Source organism: Bradyrhizobium sp. USDA 4506 (assembly GCF_054058795.1).
This window is the reverse complement of sequence record NZ_JBSSBM010000002.1, coordinates 5,912,995-5,934,049: the sequence shown is the minus strand read 5'-3', so window position 1 is coordinate 5,934,049 and position 21,055 is coordinate 5,912,995. Positions and strand designations below refer to the sequence as shown.

General features: G+C 62.9%; 21 protein-coding genes, 1 tRNA gene and 2 pseudogenes. 10 read left to right on the top strand and 14 right to left on the bottom strand.

Translation table 11 applies throughout. The annotated features are described in order from the left end of the window. Positions 1 to 30 precede the first annotated feature (30 nt). Positions 31 to 486, top strand: coding sequence for a carboxymuconolactone decarboxylase family protein (locus ACVIHF_RS30215; protein ID WP_456781824.1), 456 nt, complete (start codon positions 31 to 33; stop codon positions 484 to 486). Positions 487 to 655: 169 nt separating this feature from the next. Here ACVIHF_RS30215 and ACVIHF_RS30210 read toward each other — a convergent pair whose 3' ends face one another. Further along, positions 656 to 1,465 carry an alpha/beta fold hydrolase gene (locus ACVIHF_RS30210; RefSeq protein ID WP_456778870.1) on the bottom strand — a complete coding sequence of 270 codons (810 nt, stop codon included), beginning with the start codon at positions 1,463 to 1,465 and terminating at the stop codon, positions 656 to 658. Between the two features lie 144 nt (positions 1,466 to 1,609). Here ACVIHF_RS30210 and ACVIHF_RS30205 point away from each other — a divergent pair, with 144 nt between their 5' ends. Continuing rightward, complete coding sequence (locus ACVIHF_RS30205; RefSeq protein ID WP_310881288.1) at positions 1,610 to 2,152, top strand: methylated-DNA--[protein]-cysteine S-methyltransferase; 543 nt, start codon at positions 1,610 to 1,612, stop codon at positions 2,150 to 2,152. Positions 2,153 to 2,334: 182 nt separating this feature from the next. On the opposite strand, the gene ACVIHF_RS30200 is transcribed toward ACVIHF_RS30205, so the two are convergent. Further along, the gene (locus ACVIHF_RS30200; RefSeq protein WP_310881289.1) at positions 2,335 to 3,204 is read right to left on the bottom strand and encodes an MBL fold metallo-hydrolase; all 870 of its coding nucleotides are present in this window, start codon (positions 3,202 to 3,204) and stop codon (positions 2,335 to 2,337) included. Between ACVIHF_RS30200 and ACVIHF_RS30195 the strand changes: the two genes are divergently transcribed. Then, a complete protein-coding gene (locus ACVIHF_RS30195; RefSeq protein ID WP_310881290.1) occupies positions 3,166 to 3,417 on the top strand; it encodes a hypothetical protein in 252 nt (83 codons plus the stop codon). The genes ACVIHF_RS30200 and ACVIHF_RS30195 overlap by 39 nt on opposite strands. Positions 3,418 to 3,518: 101 nt before the next feature. Here ACVIHF_RS30195 and ACVIHF_RS30190 read toward each other — a convergent pair whose 3' ends face one another. From ACVIHF_RS30190 to ACVIHF_RS30180, 3 genes are all read right to left on the bottom strand, one after another. Continuing rightward, positions 3,519 to 4,133, bottom strand: coding sequence for a glutathione S-transferase family protein (locus ACVIHF_RS30190; protein ID WP_456792990.1), 615 nt, complete (start codon positions 4,131 to 4,133; stop codon positions 3,519 to 3,521). A 142-nt stretch (positions 4,134 to 4,275) separates the two neighbouring features. After that, a complete protein-coding gene (locus tag ACVIHF_RS30185; protein WP_050385678.1) occupies positions 4,276 to 5,118 on the bottom strand; it encodes a fumarylacetoacetate hydrolase family protein in 843 nt (280 codons plus the stop codon). Positions 5,119 to 5,258: 140 nt separating this feature from the next. Next, positions 5,259 to 6,107, bottom strand: a complete 849-nt coding sequence (locus ACVIHF_RS30180) for an MBL fold metallo-hydrolase (RefSeq protein WP_456778872.1) — start codon at positions 6,105 to 6,107, stop codon at positions 5,259 to 5,261. Between the two features lie 119 nt (positions 6,108 to 6,226). Between ACVIHF_RS30180 and ACVIHF_RS30175 the strand changes: the two genes are divergently transcribed. After that, complete coding sequence (locus ACVIHF_RS30175; protein ID WP_225645345.1) at positions 6,227 to 6,640, top strand: DUF3775 domain-containing protein; 414 nt, start codon at positions 6,227 to 6,229, stop codon at positions 6,638 to 6,640. Positions 6,641 to 6,738: 98 nt separating this feature from the next. Here the strand turns inward: ACVIHF_RS30175 and ACVIHF_RS30170 are convergent, their stop codons facing one another. The 4 genes from ACVIHF_RS30170 to ACVIHF_RS30155 all read right to left on the bottom strand — a co-directional run bounded on the left by ACVIHF_RS30170 (position 6,739) and on the right by ACVIHF_RS30155 (position 10,571). Then, entirely contained in the window at positions 6,739 to 7,914 is a 1,176-nt protein-coding gene (locus ACVIHF_RS30170) for an IS481 family transposase (RefSeq protein ID WP_310883542.1), read from the bottom strand. 239 nt (positions 7,915 to 8,153) lie between these two features. Beyond that, a complete protein-coding gene (locus ACVIHF_RS30165; protein WP_456792989.1) occupies positions 8,154 to 9,101 on the bottom strand; it encodes an NADPH:quinone reductase in 948 nt (315 codons plus the stop codon). A 38-nt stretch (positions 9,102 to 9,139) separates the two neighbouring features. Continuing rightward, a complete protein-coding gene (locus tag ACVIHF_RS30160) occupies positions 9,140 to 9,922 on the bottom strand; it encodes an SDR family oxidoreductase (protein WP_057017840.1) in 783 nt (260 codons plus the stop codon). A 133-nt stretch (positions 9,923 to 10,055) separates the two neighbouring features. After that, positions 10,056 to 10,571 (bottom strand): CvpA family protein, encoded by a 516-nt coding sequence (locus ACVIHF_RS30155; protein WP_456778873.1) that lies wholly within the window; start codon positions 10,569 to 10,571, stop codon positions 10,056 to 10,058. Between the two features lie 110 nt (positions 10,572 to 10,681). On the opposite strand from ACVIHF_RS30155, the gene ACVIHF_RS30150 reads away from it, so the two are divergent. After that, the gene (locus ACVIHF_RS30150) at positions 10,682 to 11,443 is read left to right on the top strand and encodes an SDR family NAD(P)-dependent oxidoreductase (RefSeq protein ID WP_456792988.1); all 762 of its coding nucleotides are present in this window, start codon (positions 10,682 to 10,684) and stop codon (positions 11,441 to 11,443) included. A 360-nt stretch (positions 11,444 to 11,803) separates the two neighbouring features. Here the strand turns inward: ACVIHF_RS30150 and ACVIHF_RS30145 are convergent, their stop codons facing one another. Both ACVIHF_RS30145 and ACVIHF_RS30140 read right to left on the bottom strand, forming a co-directional pair. Next, entirely contained in the window at positions 11,804 to 13,411 is a 1,608-nt protein-coding gene (locus ACVIHF_RS30145; protein ID WP_456778875.1) for a GMC family oxidoreductase, read from the bottom strand. Positions 13,412 to 13,535: 124 nt separating this feature from the next. Further along, a complete protein-coding gene (locus tag ACVIHF_RS30140) occupies positions 13,536 to 14,969 on the bottom strand; it encodes a coniferyl aldehyde dehydrogenase (protein WP_456792987.1) in 1,434 nt (477 codons plus the stop codon). A 317-nt stretch (positions 14,970 to 15,286) separates the two neighbouring features. Between ACVIHF_RS30140 and ACVIHF_RS30135 the strand changes: the two genes are divergently transcribed. After that, positions 15,287 to 15,363 (top strand) — tRNA-Met (locus ACVIHF_RS30135). Positions 15,364 to 15,376: 13 nt separating this feature from the next. Here the strand turns inward: ACVIHF_RS30135 and ACVIHF_RS30130 are convergent. From ACVIHF_RS30130 to ACVIHF_RS30120, 3 genes are all read right to left on the bottom strand, one after another. Beyond that, entirely contained in the window at positions 15,377 to 15,691 is a 315-nt protein-coding gene (locus tag ACVIHF_RS30130) for a hypothetical protein (RefSeq protein ID WP_310881067.1), read from the bottom strand. Beyond that, a complete protein-coding gene (locus ACVIHF_RS30125; RefSeq protein WP_310881066.1) occupies positions 15,655 to 15,828 on the bottom strand; it encodes a hypothetical protein in 174 nt (57 codons plus the stop codon). Before ACVIHF_RS30125 ends, ACVIHF_RS30130 begins: the two co-directional genes overlap by 37 nt. Before the next feature lie 194 nt (positions 15,829 to 16,022). Further along, entirely contained in the window at positions 16,023 to 16,868 is an 846-nt protein-coding gene (locus ACVIHF_RS30120) for a hypothetical protein (protein WP_456778954.1), read from the bottom strand. A gap of 356 nt (positions 16,869 to 17,224) precedes the next feature. Here ACVIHF_RS30120 and ACVIHF_RS30115 point away from each other — a divergent pair, with 356 nt between their 5' ends. From ACVIHF_RS30115 to ACVIHF_RS30100, 4 genes and pseudogenes are all read left to right on the top strand, one after another. Continuing rightward, positions 17,225 to 17,560 carry a hypothetical protein gene (locus ACVIHF_RS30115; protein ID WP_456778955.1) on the top strand — a complete coding sequence of 112 codons (336 nt, stop codon included), beginning with the start codon at positions 17,225 to 17,227 and terminating at the stop codon, positions 17,558 to 17,560. Positions 17,561 to 18,367: 807 nt separating this feature from the next. After that, a pseudogene (locus ACVIHF_RS30110) lies at positions 18,368 to 18,687 on the top strand (SOS response-associated peptidase family protein); the annotation flags it as partial. Between the two features lie 190 nt (positions 18,688 to 18,877). Further along, positions 18,878 to 19,222 (top strand): annotated as a pseudogene (locus ACVIHF_RS30105) (Y-family DNA polymerase); the annotation flags it as partial. A 1,387-nt stretch (positions 19,223 to 20,609) separates the two neighbouring features. Next, positions 20,610 to 21,053, top strand: a complete 444-nt coding sequence (locus ACVIHF_RS30100; RefSeq protein ID WP_310881063.1) for a hypothetical protein — start codon at positions 20,610 to 20,612, stop codon at positions 21,051 to 21,053. The last annotated feature ends 2 nt before the right edge of the window (positions 21,054 to 21,055 follow it).

The following is a 21,055-nucleotide window of genomic DNA, read 5'->3' as shown; positions in this document are numbered from 1 at the left end:
CGTCAAAGGACAAATCAGGAGAATGACATGATGAAAGCCCGCATGAACCACCCGGTGATGGTTGTTCCCGGGGCCATGAAGGCTTTGCAGGCGCTGAGCGAGAGCACCAAGCCGGCATTGCCGGAAAAGCTGCTGGAACTGGTGCATCTGCGCGCCAGCCAGATCAATGGCTGCAGCGTCTGCGTCGATATGCACCCAAAGCTCGCCCGGCGTGCCGGCGAGACCGACGAGCGGCTGTTCGCGGTCGGTGCCTGGCGCGACGCGCCGTATTTCACCGAGGCAGAGCGCGCCGCGCTGGCGCTGACCGAAGCGGTGACCCGGCTCAGCGACCGCGAGGATCCGGTGACGGACGCGGTGTGGGACGAGGCCGCGAAGCATTTTGACGAGCAGCAGCTTGCGTCGCTGGTGCTGGGTATCGCGGCGATCAACGTCTGGAACCGGTTGAACGTCGCGGTGCGCCAGCCGGTCGGCGCCTGGAAGGTGTGAGAGAGTAGCTTTCTTACTTCGCCTCTCCCCTTGTGGGAGAGGCCGCCACCGATGCGTCGCATCGGTGGCGGGTGAGGGGTCCGCCTCCGCGGAGAGAACCCCTCACCCGGCACGATGCCGCTGCGCGCCATCGCGCCACCCTCTCCCACAAGGGGAGAGGGTGCATCGCTTACGCGGAGAGAAACTCCAGCACGATCTCGCAATAGCGCTGCGGCGCCTGCTCGAACATCGGATGCGTGGTGCCCGGGATCATCTCGATGCGCGAACCCTTCACATTGGCGGCGAGCGCGTGCAGCACCTTCGGCAGCACGCCCTTGGTGTTGGCGCCGCCGATGAACAGCGTCGGCGTCTTGATCGCCTCCGCGTCCGCCTTCGAGAATGGCGGGCGCTGGTCGCGGGTCTGGCCGATCAGCGTGGTCGCATTGTCGCGCAGCAGCTGCTTGGAGGTTGCCGGAATCCGTTTCCACGCGCCGGGGCCTTCGAGCGCGTCCATGAAGATCTGCAAGCCGCCGTCGATATCGCCCTTGGCGATTTCCGCCGCGCATGCCGCGAAGCGTGCCGCCAGCGGCGAGGGGCCCGGCTTGAAATCGGGGTCGAGGGTCTCGTCGAGCTCGCCGCCAGGCTCGGCAAGGATCAGCTTGCGTAACAGGTCCGGCCGGCGCTGTGCGGCGCGGAAGCAGATATGGCCACCGCGGGAATGCCCCATCAGGTCGACCGGTCTGGTGTCGAATTTTTCGATAAAGGCGATCACGTCGTCGACGTGCTGCGCGATCGAATAGGTGTCGCCGATGCCGTCCCACTGCGCCGGGAAGAAATGCCGCAGGCTGACCGCGATCACGCGGTGCCGCCGCGTCAGCGGGCCGAGCACCGCCGACCAGATCCGGAAGTCGCACAGCGAGCCGTGCACGCAGACCAGCGGCAGGCCCTCTCCGACATCGAGATAGGGCATGTCGAAACCGTTGACGTGGAGGCTGTGCATTTTGGGCTCGCGGAGGGGCAGGAGATGTTGTTGATTTGGCCGAAGTTCCCACGGAATTCGGGTGGATAGCAACATTCTCCAAGCCTAGATTCCGGATCAACAGCAAGCTCACGCGAGAGCTGAAGGGAACATCTGGAGCGAGCCATGACCGGCCAGCATTTTGCAATCTTCGAGACCATGATCGGCGCCTGCGGCGTCGTCTGGGGCGAGCACGGCGTCACCGGGGTGCAGCTGCCGATGGGCACTGAGGAGAAGACCCGCAAACGGATATTCCAGCGCGGCGGCGAGGTCACCGAGGCGGCGCCGCCGGCCGAGGTGCAGCACGCGATCGACGGTATGATCGAGCTGCTCGCCGGCAAGCCGAACGACCTTGCCGACATCGTGCTCGATCTCGACGGCGTGCCGGAGTTCAACCGCGGCGTCTACGACATCGCGCGGAAAATTCCGCCGGGCAAGACCATGACCTATGGCGACATCGCCAAGCAGCTCGGCGGGGTCGAGCTGTCACGCGATGTCGGCCAGGCGCTCGGCCGCAACCCGTGCCCGATCGTGGTGCCTTGCCATCGCGTGCTGGCGGCGGGCAACAAGCCGGGCGGCTTCTCGGCCAATGGCGGCGTCGTCACCAAGCTGAAGATGCTGCAGATCGAAGGCGCGATCGTGAACCACACGCCGAGCCTGTTCGATTAGGGCGGGCTCGATCTGCTCCCTCTCCCCGTTCTTACGGGGTCGAGACGAGCGAAGCTCGCTCTTAGAGGGCTGGGGTGAGGGGCTTTCACCGCGAGTAACGTCGCTGGCTAGGCCTGTACCCCCTCACCCGGATTGCATCTGCGATGCAATCCGACCTCTCCCCGCGCCGCAAGCCGCGTCGCCTACACCGTTTCGCACACAAACCCGCTGCCCTTCCGCCTGATCTTGCCAATCGACGGCGAGGGGAAATGCGCGGGGCAGCACAGCGTGTCGGTGTCGCAATAGCGCTCCAGGAAGCCGCGCCGCGCTTTTGCGGCTTGCGCCTGGTCGACATCGAACTTCGCCGACAGCTCCGGATAATGCGTCTGGATCGGCGAGTGCATCAGATCGCCCGAAAAGACCGCAGCGTCCTTGCCGCGGCCGAAGGCGAAGGCGACGTGGCCCGGCGTGTGGCCGGGCGTCGGCAGGATGCGGGCGTGGTCGCCGATCGCAAAGTCATGGCCGACGATCTCGGCCCGCTTGGCCTCGACCACCGGCAGCACGCTGTCCACGAAAGGCGGGACTTCCGCCTTCGCGTTGCTCTCGGTCCAGTAGTCGAACTCGGCCTTGTCGAACACGTAGCGCGCATTTGGAAAGGTCGGCACCCAGCGGCCGTTCTCCAGCCGCGTGTTCCAGCCGACATGATCGACATGCAGATGCGTGCACATCACATAGTCGATGTCACCGACCGAAAAGCCGGCTGACGCCAGACTGCGCAGATAGTTGTCGTCGGTCTTCATGTTCCATTTCGGCCGCGCCGGCCGCGGCTTGTCGTTGCCGATACAGCTGTCGATCAGGATGGTGTGGTGCGGCGTCTTCACGACATAGGACTGGAACGCCAGGATCAAGGTGTCGCTGTCGTCGAGTGCACCGGTGGCCTGCATCCAACCGCGGTTCTCGGCGAGCACGTCCGGCGTCAGTCCGGGCAGCATGTCGTGCGCGGGCAGGAACGTGGTCTCCTGCTCGACGATGCGATGAATGGTGAGATCGCCGGCGGCAAACTTCAGGCTCATGGTGATTCCTTGGCGTTAGCGCTTTCGAGCGAGGTGGAGTCCGGTTCGCGTGAGGAAAACGCGCAAAAAAATCTAGTTCGCGTCGCGCACGGCGGGAATGATGATGTTGGCAAGGATATCCATCGCCGCAAGGCCTTCCTTGGGCTGGCCGTACCGGGCTGCCGCCGCCATCATCACAAGGTCGAGATCGCGACAATGACGGCGAGATATTGACCGGTCGTGGTTGAGCCCGGCCGGCGATGCACAAGACCTGCGCCGGGAGGTGAGAGGCGGGGAGGCATTCGCGCGTCACATGCTCCCCGCTGTTGCCTTGGTTACGCCGCCGGCGGCGCCGAGATCTTCACCGACGGCCGCTCCAGCATTTTCTGGTAGAAGGCGTCGAGCTTGGGATAGGCCTTGCGCCAGCCGCAATCGGCGAAGCGGAAATCGGCATAGCCGAGCACGCACACGAGGCCGATCTGCGCGATATCGAACGACGAGCCGTTCAGCACGTCCGGCCGGTTCTCGAACCGCGCCATGCCGGCCCAGGCCCTGTTCCAGTGATCGTCGTGCCAGGCCTGCCACAGCGAGCCCTGCGGCCGCACCATTTTCTCGTAGCGGCACAGCAGCATGGAATCGAGCATGCCATTGAGCAGCGAGTGATCGGTCTTCAGCTTCCAGCGCCGCGGGCCGTAGCCCGGGATCAGCCGGCCGCCGCCGAACTCGTTGAGATATTCGACGATGACGTAGGAATCCAGAATCACGTCGCCATGGTCGAGGATCAGCACCGGCAGTTTCTTCAGCGGCGAGATCTTGGAATATTCGTCATTGGCCGTGCCCGGTGCGACGGTCGCCGGCACCAGCTCGATCTTGTCGATCAGGCCGAGCTCGATCGCCGCGATGCGCACCTTGCGGGCGAACGGAGAGGCGGGAGAGAAGGTGAGTTTCATTGGGGAATTCCTTGCGAAGGCTCTTTCCCCTGTCATGGCCGGGCTTGACCCGGCCATCCATGTCTTTGCCTCCGTGGAAGACCTAAGACGTGGATGCCCGGGTCAAGCCCGGGCATGACGAATTCAGGAACAGCGTGGGCGCTTACGCCCCAACGATTTCCTGGCGCTGCTCGCCGAGGCCTTCGATGCCGAGCGTCACGACGTCGCCGACATTGAGATATTGCGGCGGCTTCATGCCGGTGCCGACGCCGGGCGGGGTGCCGGTCGTGACGATGTCACCGGGCAGCAGCGTCATGAACTGCGAGACGTAGGAGATGCACTTCGCCATCGTGAAGATCATGGTCGAGGTCGTGCCGGTCTGGCGGCGCTGGCCGTTGACGTCGAGCCACATCGACAGTTTCTGCACGTCGGCGATTTCATCCTTGGTGGCGAGCCACGGGCCGACCGGGCCGAACGTGTCGTGCGACTTGCCCTTGGTCCACTGTCCGAGGCGCTCGATCTGGAAGTTGCGCTCGGAGACGTCGTTGCAGATGCAGTAGCCGGCGACGTGGTTCAGCGCGTCGGCCTCCGAGACATATTTGGCGCGGGTGCCGATGATGGCGGCGATCTCGACTTCCCAGTCGAGCTTGGTCGAACCGCGCGGCTTCTCGACCGCGTCGTTCGGGCCCGACAGTGCGGTGTTGGCCTTCAGGAAGAAGATCGGCTCGGACGGGATCGGGTTGCCGGTTTCCTTGGCGTGGTCGGAATAGTTCAGGCCGATCGCGACGAATTTCGAGATGCCGGTGACGGGTGCACCGAAGCGCGGCTTGCCGGCGACGGCGGGGAGGGAGGCGGGATCGAGGGCAGCAAGCTTCTTCAGCGATTCCGGCGTGTAGGCGTCGCCGGTCAGGTCCTTCAGATGGGCCGAGAGGTCGCGGAGCTGGCCGGATTTGTCGATCAGACCGGGCTTTTCCGCACCCTTTTCGCCATAACGAACAAGCTTCATGTTGATCACTCCCTACGATGTCCTGAGGATTGTTACTGGTATACCTCGAAACGCTTCATGGAACAGCGCGCCGGGAAATTCAACCGCCCTGAGCGCGCTGCATTGCTGCCAAGCCTTATTTCAAGGCCATTTCGGTCCAATCAGCCCAGCGCGATAAACCTGAAGGCGTCGCCGTCGCGCCTGATGTGGCCGGCATTGAAATGCCCGCCGATCACCAGCGTGGGCGTATCGGCAAAGCGCGAGAACAATTCGTGCCGCGTGGCGGCCGATTGCTTCTGATCGGAGTCCGCGGTCGACGACCAGTCGAGGTGGTACATCTGGCAGGGATGATGCGCGACGTCGCCGGTCAAGAGGCCTTCCTCGCCGCCGGACCTGATGTGGATGCTCATATGGCCGGGGCTGTGTCCCGGCGTCGGGATCAGCGTGATCTCCTCGGTCAGCCGGTGGTCGCTCGGCACCAGTTCGGCCTTGCCGGCATCCGCGATCGGCTTCACGGAATCGGCGAACACGGCGGCATGCGCGGGATCGTCGCTATGGTCACGCCAGTGCTCGTATTCGGTCTTGCCGAAGACGTAGCGCGCATTGGCGAAGGTCGGCACCCATTTGCCGCCGACGAGTTTGGTGTTCCAGCCGACATGGTCGACATGCAGATGCGTGCACAGCACGGTGTCGATGCTGTCTGGCGCAAATCCGGCGGCGGTCAGCTTCTCCAGGAACGGATCGCTGCGGTTGTTCCAGGTCGGCACGTTGCGGCCCTGCTTGTCGTTGCCGAGCCCGGTGTCGACGATGATGCGGTGCTCCGGCGTTTCCACTAGCAGCGAATGGATCGACATTTTCAGCCGGCCCTCCTCGTTGGCGAAATGCGGGATCAGCCAGGGCAGGCTCTGGATCTCCTCCCGGCCGGCCAGCGGCAGGATGAAGCGGGTGCTGCCGACGGTCTCGAACTCGACGACTTTGGTGATCCTGACCTTGCCAACGGTCCAGTGCATGCGGCGTGTCCTCTATTTTTTTGTTGCTCTTGCCGGACCATGCGGGTTTCCGCACGCCGACGCAATGGATCAAGTCGGCGCCTCCTGCGTTACCGCCTCGTTGGACGAAGGAGTGTGCAATGCCGGAACTCGCAATCTCCCCTGAAAAGGTCGGCTTCTTGATCGAGAAGGCGCGCGAATTCGACGTCAAGGAGGGGCTCGTCGATCCCGACTCCGGCTCGAACGGCGCCGACGACGACATGATCGATGTGCTGGAGGATGACGGCAGGGATCCGGTGGCGCGCGAGATCACCGGCTTCATCAACGCGCTCAGCGAGGACGAGCAGGTCGACCTCGTCGCCCTGATGCGGCTTGGCCGCGGCGACGGCACGATCGAGGAATGGGCCGATCTCCGCCGCGAGGCGGCGCGCGGACGCACCGGCCATGTCGCCAACTATCTGTTGGGCGAGCCGATGCTCGGCGATCTCCTGGCTGAAGGACTCGACGAGTTTGGCTTGGGGCCGAGCGACGAACGCATCACGCCGATCCACTAAGCAGCCGCATTGTTCACCTGACCGCGCCCCGCACGCGGCAGGGCAATCGCATATGGAATGAACCGATTCTTCCGCGCCGTCATGGCCGGGCTTGTTGTTTAGTCCGGAGACATGGCTGACACCTGTTCGGACACATCACTGACAGGTTGGCCATTGGTCAAGTCGATCGATGCGACCTGCCAGCTGGCGAAGAAGATTCCGTAGTGACCGTCGCGATCCAGCGGCCGGATGGCAAGCTGTTCGCGCGCGAAGGCCTGTGGAACCTTCCAGAAGCGTCCCTTGAAGGAGATGTAGGGTCTCGTCGATGAGACCCTGCGCACGATCTCGCCGCTGTCGTATTCGACGTTCGGGACGCGGGCCGGCATGGCACGGATACTCGGTCGGAAGCGATCGGCGGGAACGTGCATATCGAGGCCCTGGTGGGGACGCTGCAGATTGTAGACCGGCCGCCAGGCATCGAAGGCACGCTGGACTTCCGGGAGGGTGCGGAAGCGGCGCATTGCAAAGACCTCGGCCTTCAGGGTGCGATGGAAGCGTTCGTTCTTGCCGCGGGCCTGCGGGTGGCAAGGCCTGGCATGCACGACCCTGACGCCCAGCTTGAGCAGCCACACCTTCAGTCCGGTCCAGCGAATGCCGGACGTATCGCCCCAGGGTGAGCCGTTGTCGGTGTAGAACGCCTCCGGCAGGCCGTAGCAGCGGAACGTCGTCGTCAGGTGGTCCTGCACGGTGAGACGCTGCTCGTCGGCGCAGGCCTTCAGGCACAGCACATAGCGCGAGTGATCGTCGACGACCGTCAGCGGATGACACCGCGTCCCGTTGGCGAGCGGCAGGTGGCCCTTGAAGTCCATCTGCCACAGCAGATTGGGAGCCTCCTTCTCGAAGCGATGCCCTGGATTTGGCGGTGCATTCTCGCTCGGTTTGACCCGCCCGTTCCGGCACAGGATCCGGTGCACCGTCGACGGCACAGGCACCGTCTGCCCGCTCCGCTTCAGGCAGTGGGCGATCTTGCGTGCTCCCCAAGCCGGATGCTTGTCGCGCACAGCCAGGACCCCTGCCTCGACCGCGGCCTCGCTGCGCTTGGGCATCGCATGCGGGCACCGGGAACGGTCGGCCAGCTCCCGATCGCCGGCCTGCCAGCGCCGCAGCCACTTGTAGCCGACGTCAGGGCTGATGTTGAACCGACGGCAGAGCTCGCGCCGGTTGGCCCCCTCTTGCAAAGCAAGCCGCACAAACTCATGGCGCTGATCCATCACTGACACCTCACTCCAAGGCATGGACGGCCTCCCGAATCGGACCAATCCAGCCAATGTTGATGTGTCAGCTATGTCTCCGAACACCCGTCAGTGATCTGTCCGGGCTAAACACTTGTCCCGGCCATCCACGTCTTTTCTTCGCGTGGAAACGAAGACGTGGATGCCCGGGACAAGCCCGGGCATGACGAGTTTGTGGGAACTCCGATCGCCTCAAACGGCCATATGCGATTGCCCTACCGCGTACGGGGGGAGGGCGAAGATTAACGCGCGCAGTCGACGATCACGGTGCCGATCTTGTCGCCCTTCTCGACGGCGAGATGGGCGTCGGCGGTCTCGGCGAGTGCGAATTGCCCGGCGATATTGTGCACGCGGGTGCCCGACGCCAGCCATTGGGTGATGTCGGCCTGCGCGGCCGCGAGCAGCGGCGGCGGCAGCGCGAACAGCACCAGCGAGCGCACGGTGATGCATTTCTCCATCAATTCGCGCACCGGCAGTGTCGGCGTGCGGTTGCCGTTGGTGGCGTAGACCGCGATCGTCGAGTTCATCGCCATGATCTTCAGCGTGGTCGCGAGATTGCCGCCGAAATCGACGTCGATCACGCGGTCGACACCGCGGTTCTCGGTGAAGGCCATCACCTTCGAGACGACATCCTCGGTCCGGTAGTTGACGACGGAGTCGGCGCCGGCGAGCCGCGCCTCGACGTCCTTGACTTGCGAGCTCACCGTCGCGATTACGCGCGCGCCGCCCCACTTTGCCAATTGCACGGCATAGTGGCCGACTGCGCCGGCGCCGCCGGTGACCAGCACCGTTTGTCCGGAGATCGGACCGTCGGCGAACAGCGCGCACCACGCGGTCATGCAGGGGATGCCGAGCGTAGCTCCGGCTGCGAACGACACGTCCTGCGGCAGCGGCGTCACCAGATAGTCGGCCAGCGTGATGTATTCGGCCGCGGTGCCGAAGGCGCGGCCGTTGCGCTGGCCGTTGAACAGCCAGACGCGATCACCGACCGCAAAGCGCGTGACGCCTTCGCCGACCTGGTCGATGATTCCGGCGCCGTCGCTGTTCGGGATCACGCGCGGGAATTCCATCGCGCGATAGTTGCCGCTGCGGCGGCCGACATCGGCCGGGTTGACGCCGGACGCCTCGAGGCGAACCCGGACTTCACCGGGGCCCGCGTCAGGCGTCGACATCTCGCCGATGGTAAGCACCGTCGGCGCCGCGCCGGTCCGTTCGTACCAAACAGCTCTCACAACGTACCTGGGAAGGCACCGCCGTCGAGCAACAGGTTCTGCCCGGTGATGAAGCCGGCCTTGGCGCCGCACAGGAATGCGCAGGCATAGCCGAATTCGTCGGGATCGCCGAAGCGGCCGGCGGGGTTCAGCTTGGCGCGCTCGGCCAGGACTTGCTCGGCCGAGATGCCGCGCTTCTCGGCCTCGGGCTTTGCGGTGCCGCGCAGGCGGTCGGTCTCGAACGGGCCCGGCAGCAGGCCGTTGATGGTGACGTTGTTGATCACGGTCTTGCGCGACAGGCCGGCGACGAAGCCGGTGAGGCCGGCGCGGGCGCCGTTGGACAGGCCGAGGATCTCGATCGGCGCCTTCACCGCGGCCGAGGTGATGTTGACGATGCGGCCGAACTTGCGCGCCATCATGCCGTCGACGGTCGCCTTGATCAGCTCGATCGGCGTCAGCATGTTGGCGTCGATCGCCTTGATCCAGTCGTCGCGGGTCCAGTTGCGGAAATCGCCCGGCGGCGGGCCGCCGGCATTGTTGATCAGGATGTCGGGCTCGGGGCAGGCCTTGAGCACGGCTTCGCGTCCCGCCGCCGTCGTGATGTCGCCGACGATCTCGGTGACGGTGACGCCGGGGTGCGCCTTGCGGATTTCGTCGGCGGTCTGCTTCAGCGCCTCGGCGCCGCGCGCCGTCAGGGTAACGTGCACGCCCTCATTGGCGAGCGCGATCGCGCAGGCGCGGCCCAGTCCCTTGCTCGATGCGCATACGATGGCGCGGCGGCCTTTGATTCCAAGATCCACGGTTCACTCCCTGTGATATCGGTCGGTTTGTAAAGGTTTGATGGCACCAGTCTAGCCAAGCTCGGCGGCGCCGATAAGGGACGTGCAATGCATAAGTGCATGCCGGACAGGAACAGTGCGGTGGGCCGGCGGGCTAGATGCGTTGCTCGCGCCGCAGCCGCTCGATCGCCATGGTGGCTTCGGGCGGCAGCGACCGGAATCCGGCCTGTCCGGCCGCGGAGAACAACGGCCGCAATTGCGATCCGTTGAGGAATTGCGGCTGTCTGGCGAGCGGCACCAGCTGATCGAACACCAGCACCAGCGTGGTCACGACGAGGCCGACCCTGATGGCGCCGAGCAGCGCGCCGCCGAGGCGGTCGCCGATCCCGATCTCCGAGCCGATGGTGTCGTCGAGCATCGTCCGCGCCATCTTTCCGAGGATGACGCCAATCAGGAGAAAGAGGCCGAACAGCAGCACGCCATTGGGCGGAAACGGCGACGACGGCAGCGTCGCGATGTGGGGCCCGATCATCGCCAACGCGGCGACTGCAAGCGGCATGGCGACGAGATAGGCCAGGATGGTGACCGCGCTGCGCAGCAGGCCGGTCGTGAAGCCGGTCACCACTGCGAACATCAATCCGAGGATGACGGCCAAGTCGAAGAGATTCATGGATGAGGAATTCCTGCCCCAATCTCCTACTGTCCCCTGGTTGATCAAACCTGCTTACATCAAGGACAATTGTCGCTATCACTCGTCCGCTTCAATCCGGGAACCTGTCGATGTCCGACCTATTCGATGTCAGTAAAGAAATCATCCTCATCACCGGCGCCTCGCAGGGGCTCGGGCGGCAATTCGCCCGCGTGCTGGCGGCACATGGCGCCGCGGTGGTGCTGGCCGCGCGCCAGACCGCGAAGCTGAAAAGCCTCGAGGAGGAGATCAAGGCCAGGGGCGGCCGCGCTGCCGCGGTGCAGATGGACGTCGCGGATACTTCCGGCATCGCGAAAGCGCTCGACGTCGCGGAAGCCGCGCTCGGTCCGGTCACGGTCCTGATCAACAATGCCGGCATCGCGATCGAGAAGCTCGCGACCGAGCAGACCGAGGCGGATTGGGACGCCGTGATTGGCGCTAATCTGAAGGGCGCCTACTTCCTCGCCACCGAACTTGCGCGGCGCATGATGGCGCGCAAGCAGCCGGGCAATATCATCAACGTCGCGTCCGTGCTCGGACAGGGCGTGCTCAAGGCGGTGTCGCCCTATGCGATCTCCAAGGCCGGCATGATCCAGGGCACCAAGGCGATGGCGCTGGAGCTCGCCGGCAACAACATCCGCGTCAACGCGCTGGCGCCGGGCTATATCGATACCGAGATGAACCACGATTTCTGGTCGACGCCGGCAGGCGAGCGGCTCGCCAAGCGCATCCCGCAGCGCCGGGTCGGCGCCGAGTCCGATCTCGACGGTGCGATCATGCTGCTCGCCTCCAACGCCTCGCGCTACATGACCGGGACGGTGGTGACGGTGGATGGCGGGTTTCTGTTGAATTGAGGGACCGTCATTGCCGGGCTTGACCCGGCAATCCATCTCGTTTCACATCAGTGCGTAGCCCGGATGAAGCGCAGCGAAATCCGGGAAGCATGCGTGAAGGTCCCGGATTACGCTTCGCTTCATCCGGGCTACGATTCCAACGCATCAAGTCACGAGCACGGCCCGGGGCAGCCGGCGCGGTTTCTGGATAATAGAATAATGCCGCTGATTTGGCCGACGAGTCAAGTCGTCGTGTCGAAGCCGGCAGCCCCCGGTCCTTTGCATGGGGTTGTTTTCGATATTTTGGCCGTGCGGCCCTGCGACGGCAGTCTCATAGGGTGGGCAAAGGCGCTCTTGCGCCGCGCCCACCCTACGCATTGGTCACCCCGCCCGCATCTCCGCCCTGATCATGTCGGCGGCCTTCTCGCCGATCATGATGGTCGGTGCATTGGTGTTGCCGCCGATCAGGGTCGGCATGATGGAGGCGTCGACCACGCGCAGGCCTTCGAGCCCGTGCACGCGCAGCTTCGGATCGACCACCGCGAGCGGGTCGGCGGTGCCCATCTTGCAGGTGCCGACCGGGTGATAGACGGTGTCGACGCGCTCGCGCAGGATGCTGCGGATGTCGTCGTCGGTGCGGACGTCGGATGTGAATACATCCTTCTGCTGCAGGGCGCGCAGCGCCGGCGCCTCCATCAGCCGTCGTGTGGTCTTGTAGCCCGCGACCATCGATTCCAGATCGGCCTCCTCGCCGAGGAAGTTCGGGTCGATCAGCGGCGCCTGCATCGGGTCGCTGCCGGCCAGCGCGACGCTGCCACGGCTCTTCGGCCGGAGCAGGCAGACATGGCAGGAGAAGCCGGTGCCGCCGTGGCGCTTGCGGCCGTGGTCGTCGACCATCGCCATGCCGAAATGCAGCTGGATGTCGGGGATGTCGAGATCGGGCCGCGTCTTCAGGAAGCCGCCGCATTCGGCGAAGTTCGAGGTGAGGGGGCCGCGGCGCTCGCGCCGATATTGCATGATGGCGCGGACGAGCCGCGGCATGCCCTTCAGCGAGATGCCGGCGAAGTTCGGATTGTCGGACATGTAGCCGAAGATGAAATCGGGATGGTCCTGCAGGTTTTGGCCGACGCCGGGCAGATGATGCACGCTGGCGAGGCCGTGCTTGCCGAGCGCCGCGGCATCGCCGATGCCCGACAGCATCAACAGCTGCGGCGACTGGAACGCGCCGGCGGCAAGCAGGACTTCGCGCCGCGCGCGGATTTGCTTCAGCTCCTTGCCCTGCCGGTATTCGACGCCGACCGCGCGCTTGCCCTCGAACAGGATGCGCGTCGCGTGCGCATTGGTCTCGACGCGAAGGTTGGGACGCCTGCCGATATGCGGATGCACATAGGCGCGTGCCGCGCTCCAGCGCTCGCCGTTGCGTTGCGTCACCTGGTAGATGCCGAGGCCCTCATGGTCCTCGGCATTGAAATCCTCGCGGATGCGGAATTGCGCCTCCTGCGCCGCCTGCAGGAAGGTCTGCTGGATCGGATTGCCGGAGCGCAGCTTGTTGACGGCGAGCGGGCCGCCCTTGCCGTGATACTCGTCGTCGAAATCGGAATTGTCTTCCGAGCGCTTGAAATAGGGCAGCACGTCGGCGAACGCCCAGCCGGCATTGCCGAGCGCGGCCCAGTGGTCGTAGTCGGCGCGATGGCCGCGGATGTAGACCATCGCGTTGATCGCCGAGGAGCCGCCGAGCCCCTTGCCGCGCGGCTGGTAGCCGATGCGGCCATTGAGCCCCTTCTGCGGCACCGTGTTGAAGGCCCAGTTGTTGACGGTGCCCGCGACCATCAGCACCAGCGCGCCGGGCGTGGTGACGACCCAATTGTCGTTGGTGCCGCCGGCATCGAGCAGCGCCACCGACGTCGCCGGATCCTCCGACAGCCGCCCAGCCACCGCGCAGCCGCCGGAGCCTGCGCCTATCACGACGAAATCGAATGTGTCAGTCACGTTTCCCCCATTTCCTATTTGTCATTCCGGGGCGATGCGTCAGCATCGAACCCGGAATCTCGAGGTTCCCTGATGCGCAATTGCGCATCTGTGGTTCGCTTCGCGCCCCGGAACGACAGCACTTCTATGACAACATCCGCATCAGCTTCTCCAGCCGCGCGACCTTCGCGCCATAGGGCGGATAGAGATCGGCAAGCCGGTTGAAGCGCGAGCGGTAGAACACCGGCTTGAATTTGGTCAGCGTCTTGAATCCCCACTCGCCGTGATAGGCGCCCGTGCCGGAGGCGCCGACGCCGCCCATCGGTTGATAGGCCTGCGCGAAGTGGAACAGGCAGTCATTGACGGTGACGCCGCCGGACACCGTGCGCGCCAGCACCGCATCGCGGGCGGCGCTGTCGGTGCCGAACCAGTACAGCGCCAGTGGGCGATCGCGCCCATTGACGAAGGCGATCGCCTCCGCCGCATCGCGCACGCCGATGACCGGCAACAGCGGCCCGAAGACCTCCTCCTGCATCACCGTCATGTGCGGCCTCGCGTCGACGATCACGGTCGGCGGAAATTTGCGCCCCGCCTTCCACTCGCAGTCGTTCGGCGCTGCGGGCTGCATGATGGTCGCGCCTTTCGCGGCGGCGTCGGCGACCAGCCCCTCGAGCCGTGCATAGTGCCGATCCGAGACGATCGACGTGTAATCGACGTTACCGGGATCGGTACCGAACATGTGCTGCATGTGACCCTGCAGCCGCATCGCGAAGGGTTGCATCGCGGCCTGCGGCACCAGCACGTAATCGGGCGCGATGCAGGTCTGGCCGGCATTGAGCAGCTTGCCATAGGCGATGCGCTGCGCGGCTTCGTCGATGTCGGCGGAGCCGTCGACGATCACGGGCGACTTGCCGCCGAGCTCGAGCGTCACCGGCGTCAAATTGCGGCCACAGGCTTCGGCCACCAGCCGGCCGACGCGGGTCGAGCCGGTGAAGATCAGATGATCGAACGGCAGTGCGGCAAACGCCCTTGCGATTTCGTCGTCGATGTCGGTGACCACGAGCTCGGTGACGTCGAATTTCTTGGCGATCGTCTCCACCAGCAGCTCGGCGAAGCGCGGCACCAGCTCGCTCGGCTTGATGATGGCGCGGTTGCCGGCCGCGATCGCGGCGACCGCGGGCGCCAGGGTCAGCTGCAGCGGATAATTCCACGGCGCGATGATGCCGACCACGCCGAGCGGCTGCGGCATCAGCCGGTTTCTGGCCGGCGCGAACTGGACCGTGGTCGGGACCTTCCGCGGCGCCATCCAGCCCTTGAGGTGCTTGGCCGCGTGCTTGATCTCGCCGAGCACCAGCATGGTCTCGGCGATCGCGGTCTCGACGGTGGAGCGGTGGCCGAAATCGGCCGAGATCGCCGCCTCGAATCGCGCCTCATTCTCGGTCAGCGCAGCGCGCAGGCGACGCAGCCGGTCGAGCCGTGCCTGCAATGTCGGCGCCGGCTCGCTGCGCGACAGCTCGAACTGGCGATGAAAGGCCTCCTCAAGCCCATGCAGCCCCGGGCTCTTCAATGGCCGGTCCATGGCATTTCCCCCTCGGATGACGTTTTCTTGACGTATTTGTTGCGCGCCAAGCTCCGCTTTTGCGCGCGGTCTGGCAAGGTCCGGTTCCCGGCGGTAAATCGAGCCGGGACAGCCGGCGATTTCGACGTCACAAAATCCTCAAAAACCCGCATCCGGGGCTTTCCAAACCGGGCTCACGTTGATACATACGCCCCGCACCCGATGGCCTCGGCCCGGGTCGCCTTCTCAGGAAGCCCCCGGACGGATCGATCGGCGCCGTTGAAAAGCGTTGGCCGGCCGGCTCAGGCACCCTTTCTGCAAGGCACGCAACGGTTTAACGCGGGGTGGAGCAGCCCGGTAGCTCGTCAGGCTCATAACCTGAAGGTCATAGGTTCAAATCCTATCCCCGCAACCACTTCTGTCATAACTCACTCACCGTCCCGGTCTAACCGCCGGGGCGGATTCCGGGAATCAGGGATCGCGACGGTCCAGGTTCGGCTGCGCGCAACGCTATCGTTGGGGTTCATCGAGAGTGAAGGATATGCGTGGCTGGCGACGACATCTGACGCCCGCACGCTGCGGAACATCGTTAGATACATCAGGACGCAGGTGGCATAGTTCTGCTCCGCCTGTGGCCAGCCTATCTTGTTGTTGAGTTCGATTTGCTCCAGCAGCGTCTGTCCGAAGAAATCGAGAAAGCACTCCGTCAGGATGCGCGCGCCGTAGTAGGTGTCATTGAACACCCCCCGATCTTTTTCTCCGCTTCAAAGACCGGGCCGAAGGTTCGTCCGCCGTAGATCCCGTCATGACCGAAAGCTTCGAAGAGCAGCGTCTGGCGTTGCTTAATTTCTTCCGCTTTGACCTTGTCCGGTTCTGCCATCCTATCCTCCCTATCTCCCGTTCCGTGGCACGCTATGCCCTTTCCGAGCTGCTCCAAAAATCGCGTGATCGCGCCATGCTCACGCAAAAGAAGGTAAGGGAGGCACCTATTAAGTGTGCTGTCGCGTTGGCGGAACGTTCCCGCCCTAGCGCGCGAGGACAATCATTGAAATCGCTTAGTCGGGGAAACTATGGCTACTTCTTCGCCTTCGTCTTGACCTCGGCGTGAACCTTGTTGAATGCAGCGTCCAATCGCTCCAAAGCTAGGCGCTTGCTTCGTGCGGCCAAGTGTTCGTCCAGAATGACCATAATGATTTCCTGCAGGACTGGAAAATATCGTTTGCAAGTCTTTTCATCGAGCGTGTGAACGCCCGCGCTCAGCACGCCATAGGCAAGTTTGTATTTCACCAATGCAGGCGGCAACCGATGTTGAAGGGCTTCAATTTTTTGATCGAGCGGCATTCCATCGAAGCCGGCAAGAGCTTCCCCGGCGGCACGAGCTGCGTCGGCTTCATCATGGATGAGCTTTTCGAATACCCGCCGCAAGTAGACGAAAGAACCGGCGCCAACATCGTGCGAGAACAGGCCCAATGCGATCTTCAGTTCCTTCAGGTAAGCCCGATCCAGAATGGGTTCGTAGGCATCAAGCTGCGGGAAAGCCAGCTCGGCAACGGATGGTGATTGCCCGATCTTTTGGAGGGTCTGCCTTTTGACCTCGAAGATGTAGAAGTACGAATGCTTCTCATTACGCTGGCAATAAAACGTCAGCGAAAACATCCGATCATTGAGGTACGTTTTATCGTCGGGCGGGCTTCTGCCAGATCCTGCGCCTCTCGTCACACGCTCTTTGAACGTGCTTCTCTCTTTGCAATAGACGCAGTGCGCGTCGAATTGCAGATCAGGACCGCCGATTAGCCGCTTTACGTACGACCAATCACCTTCCAGATGCCGTTCGCGATACAATCCGTCTTCGGTAAACAGGGTTTGGACCGGCGGTAGTTGCCCGGAATCATCGTCGTCTTCGACTTCAGTGTCGGCCATGCATTCTCCTGCCGGATTCGGTATCGATATAGCATGCGAGCGTCCCTTGCGCACTGCAACCTGTGAGTAATACAGCATCAGTGTTGGGAAAATCTCCCGCCGAAGAACGCAGGAAGCCCGCCTTAAGCCATGCGAGTAAGGACGTGCGCGTTGAGCTCCTTAGTGGAGGCGCCCTAAGGGACTTCCGGATTATCTGCTGGCGGTGTGAAAGTGTAGATCGTCCTACCGCCCATGTGGGGGGTCGCATCGAGCTCGCTTGTCTCGTGCGGCGAGAATCCGGCGCTATCATTCTGTTGCTGCTTGTCGAGTCTCGGCCGGACCTCGTTCTCTCCGTCCTGGAGCCGCTCGTCTCTCCCGTGTCGCAAAAGCTCTCAAACTCGCATCCGAGTTCCTGGCGTGACGCCCATCTCTTTTTCCATGCGATTCGCCAGTTCGAGCCGGGCTTCCTCGAACGGATGCTCGATGGTGTCGATCCTGCCACGGCGGAGCCGAATTGGATCACGGGTATCAAGTCTCCTTCGGACATCCGACGTGCGACGGCTCTTCTGATCGACGCCGCCGTGTCGCGCGAGGATAGGATCGGTGAGATGGCCCGACGCATCCGCAAGAAGTATCCTTCGAAATCCAAGCCGACCGCCGAGGACGTCGAAGAGATCAGGCTCAGCAGCAGCAACGCTGGAAACAATCGCTGACAGGACCCGCCTTTCTCGGAGACCGCGTGGCCCGGGACGAGAAAGCTTGCGTTATTGGCGGCCGCCGGAGGTGCCCACGTTGTCTGCCGGAACACCTATGGTGTCATCGGCGGCCTTAACGCGGCAGCGCCAGAATGAGCGGTCTCGCCACCGCGTCTCCGAGCCGTACCAGAAGGCAAGCCGCTCGGTGTAAGCGTGTCGAATATCGGCGATCGTTCGCTCGTAGTCCGACAATACGTTGGGTACGTTCGATAGGTAGTGTTCCGCAGTCTCCGCGGCAGCAAGCACCGTATATAATGCGTTGAGTAACCCTGGCGATGACAGTGGATCGAAGCTGAGAGCGGCGTCGCGGGCTGCGAGCCACCACTCGCCAGTGCAGCGAGTGAGGTGCGCGCTATGCGCTGCTGTGAAACCGGAGTGCTTATACGGTGCGAACTTCACTGAGGCCAGCAGTTCACGAAGATGCCTGGTGGATGTCATGTAACGAAACATTGCGTCGCGATTGCGCGCGATTCCAGTGCTCGTCAGGTTCGCATCGGTGTGGAACGCGATAACGCGGCGGTTCTCGGGCAGCGGCGCGCTGTACCACCATCCGTCTTCGACGGCCTCTATGGTTAGGCCGTTGCCGCCGAACGACTGCCCGTGGATTCAACCGCAGGAGAGATGGTCATGCCTGATGTGCTGTGCACCGAGGCGTCGCGCAATCGGGGCCGCGCGTCCGCCGGCATCGATCAGAATGCGCGCATGTATGCCAACCTGTCCCGCCGCCGTCGACACGGACACGCACCAGGCGTCTCCAATCCATTCAAGAAAGTGCCGGTGTGGTTTGCGCCCGACGTGAGCCGGCCGCTGGCGTTTGGCGGCTTGTCGACGAACTGGACCAGCGTGCGCAAGGCGAAGGAGCGCGAAGTCACCGCGGATCTCTTCGGCTTCCTAACCTGCGATCCGAACGCCGAGGTGAAGCGCGTCCACCCGCAGGCGATGCCGGTGATCCTGACGACGACCGAGGAATATGACACCTGGATGCGCGCGCCGTGGGAGGAGGCGAAGGCGCTGCAGCGCTTCCTGACGGCGCTCTGAAGATCGTAGCAACCGGCGAAAAGAAAGACCCGCGAGCGGACTCCTAGCACTTTTCCTCGCAGCGGGTTGACCGGGGATCGCTGTCGTCGACGGAATCGGGTCCTGAAGCGGCGCCACGTCCTTAGATGGCCGGCAAATCGCCAGGAACCCCTCGTTGCCGCGGCGCGCGTTTATGCCCACGCGACATTCATGCTTCGACCTGCAGACTTGTGGATCCGGATTTCGTATCCTGCGGCGATGCCACCATCCGATCCGGATCATGACGCCACTGCGGCTTGCCAGCGCAAAATCATCCATATCGATATGGACGCCTTCTATGCGTCCGTCGAGCAGCGGGACAATCCGGAACTGCGCGGAAGGCCGGTTGCGGTCGGAGGCTCGGCCGAGCGCGGCGTGGTAGCCGCCGCGAGCTATGAAGCCCGCAAGTTCGGGGTGCGGTCGGCGATGCCTTCCGAGACAGCCAGGCGGCAATGTCCAGACCTCGTTTTCGTGAAGCCGCGCTTCGAGGTGTACAAGGCGATAAGTCTTCAAATCCGCGGGATATTCGGCGAGCATACCGCGATCATCGAGCCGCTATCACTCCCGCTGTCAGAAAATATCGATAAATCAGCAGGTGACTTCAGAGCGCGCGCAGTGATGCCAATCCCGTAGGAGATCAGCGGCGCTTTCTCTTATCGTCGCGCGGCGGTAACGGCTGTCAGCAATACGCACAATCGCGTCGTAACCGGCTGCCGGGACCGATGCGAAGTGAATACGCGTTCGCCAAGTGCGCACGCCATAGGTATAAAGGACGATGGCGATTAGACCGGAGTCGCCAATCGGCGCGTCAAAAGAGTTACAATGAAAGTCAAATTGCACGGCTTAGCTGCGCCAAGGCCGTCTGAGATACCCCGAGATACGTGATACCGCTGTAACTCAGCGAAGCAGCCCACACACGGCTAGTTGGGTCTGCCCCGGAGGCTTCTCAGAATCTTGTTGATCCCTTGCTTCATGGAAACCGTCACCATCATGGCGATAATGCCATTATGAGATGTTTTCTTTCCTTGCGTAGGAGGCTGCGTCTACGTCGTACGGTGTTGCGCTGAGCGGCAGTCCATACTTTCTAACAATACGCCAGCCGAGCGCATACCCTATGAGTCCTCCCAAGAGAGCCGATAGAAATGTGGGTAACAGGGAGCCAGAAATGAACTGACTGAAAAGCCTTTCAGTCAGTAGATCGAGCAGTCCAAAAACGACAAAGCCAATGGTCGCAAGCAAAATCGAGACCGGAACCTTCGCTCTTATGAATGTCAACGGCATTACCTCTATGTACGGAGAAGCGCCGGCTCTTATAGCGCAAAGCCTTTAAAGCTTGATCACCGTTCCGGTTCAATTCGAGTCGACGACTCGAAAAAATAGCGTCCTTCCCTCAACGGATCGAAATGTGACCCAGCGGCTGGGAGATGTCGGCATGCGCTGAACTGTCGCAGTGCTGGGCTGGTTTGAAATTTCCGGTGAGAGAGCTTGATCATACCCGTGCACCATCTGCCTCGAATCAGTAGCGTTTTTTTGAGCTGCGATGCTCAGCAGTCTCTACCGAGACTTGCCGCAAACGAGTCGCATGCGTCATCTCGCGGCTTGAGGAGTGGCTTGCAACGTATGGACGCGTCTTTTATCAACTACATTGTGGAGTTGATTTCGCATTTGAGCGAGAGAGGGGCGGATGGAGAATCGCGCGGACACAGAAGTGCATCGCAGCGCTGCACCTCGTGCCGGGCATCTCTGCTGAGCGCACTCGAATCGTCGATGCGAAACGAAGCTGCCGATCAATCGTGCCGAGCGTCGACTCGCCCAACTCGTCCGTTCTTCGTTGGACGCCAACGGGGGGCTGCTTGGCTGGCGAGCCTGCACTCTAAGGCTACAAGCAGCTGACTTCAGCGTGCTCGGGTCGGAAGAATGAAGAATATCGAGTGTACCAAGTGGAGTAACTATGGGCGTGAAGGCAATGTACGTCTTTCGGGAGCTTAACGAGAAGTACCGCTCGGAAATGCGATCGTTACTGTTGATATACTTGATCGCCGCTGCCGGATCTTGGACTGCGCTGTCGTTCCTCGTTGGTGATGCAACCACGGCTCTCTCGGGAGCGCTGGCGGTAATGCTGGTCTTTCATGTTGCCGCTCTGAGATACTTTGTGCCGACATTGAACCTGACGCTAACGGTGGGGCAGCGCATTGCTTTGATAGCTATGAGCTTAGGCATCTTCCTGCTCGTTATTTTCGCCTTCTCTATAACGACGGCGTCTACGCCAACAGCGTTTTGGCAGGCTTACAAATCGGTTCTGATCTCGGTCTCGATGGCGAGCTATCTTGCTGTCTACGTCGAGCTGGGGATCGTGTCGTTGTTGTTCAACACGTCACGTAAACGAATCAAATAATT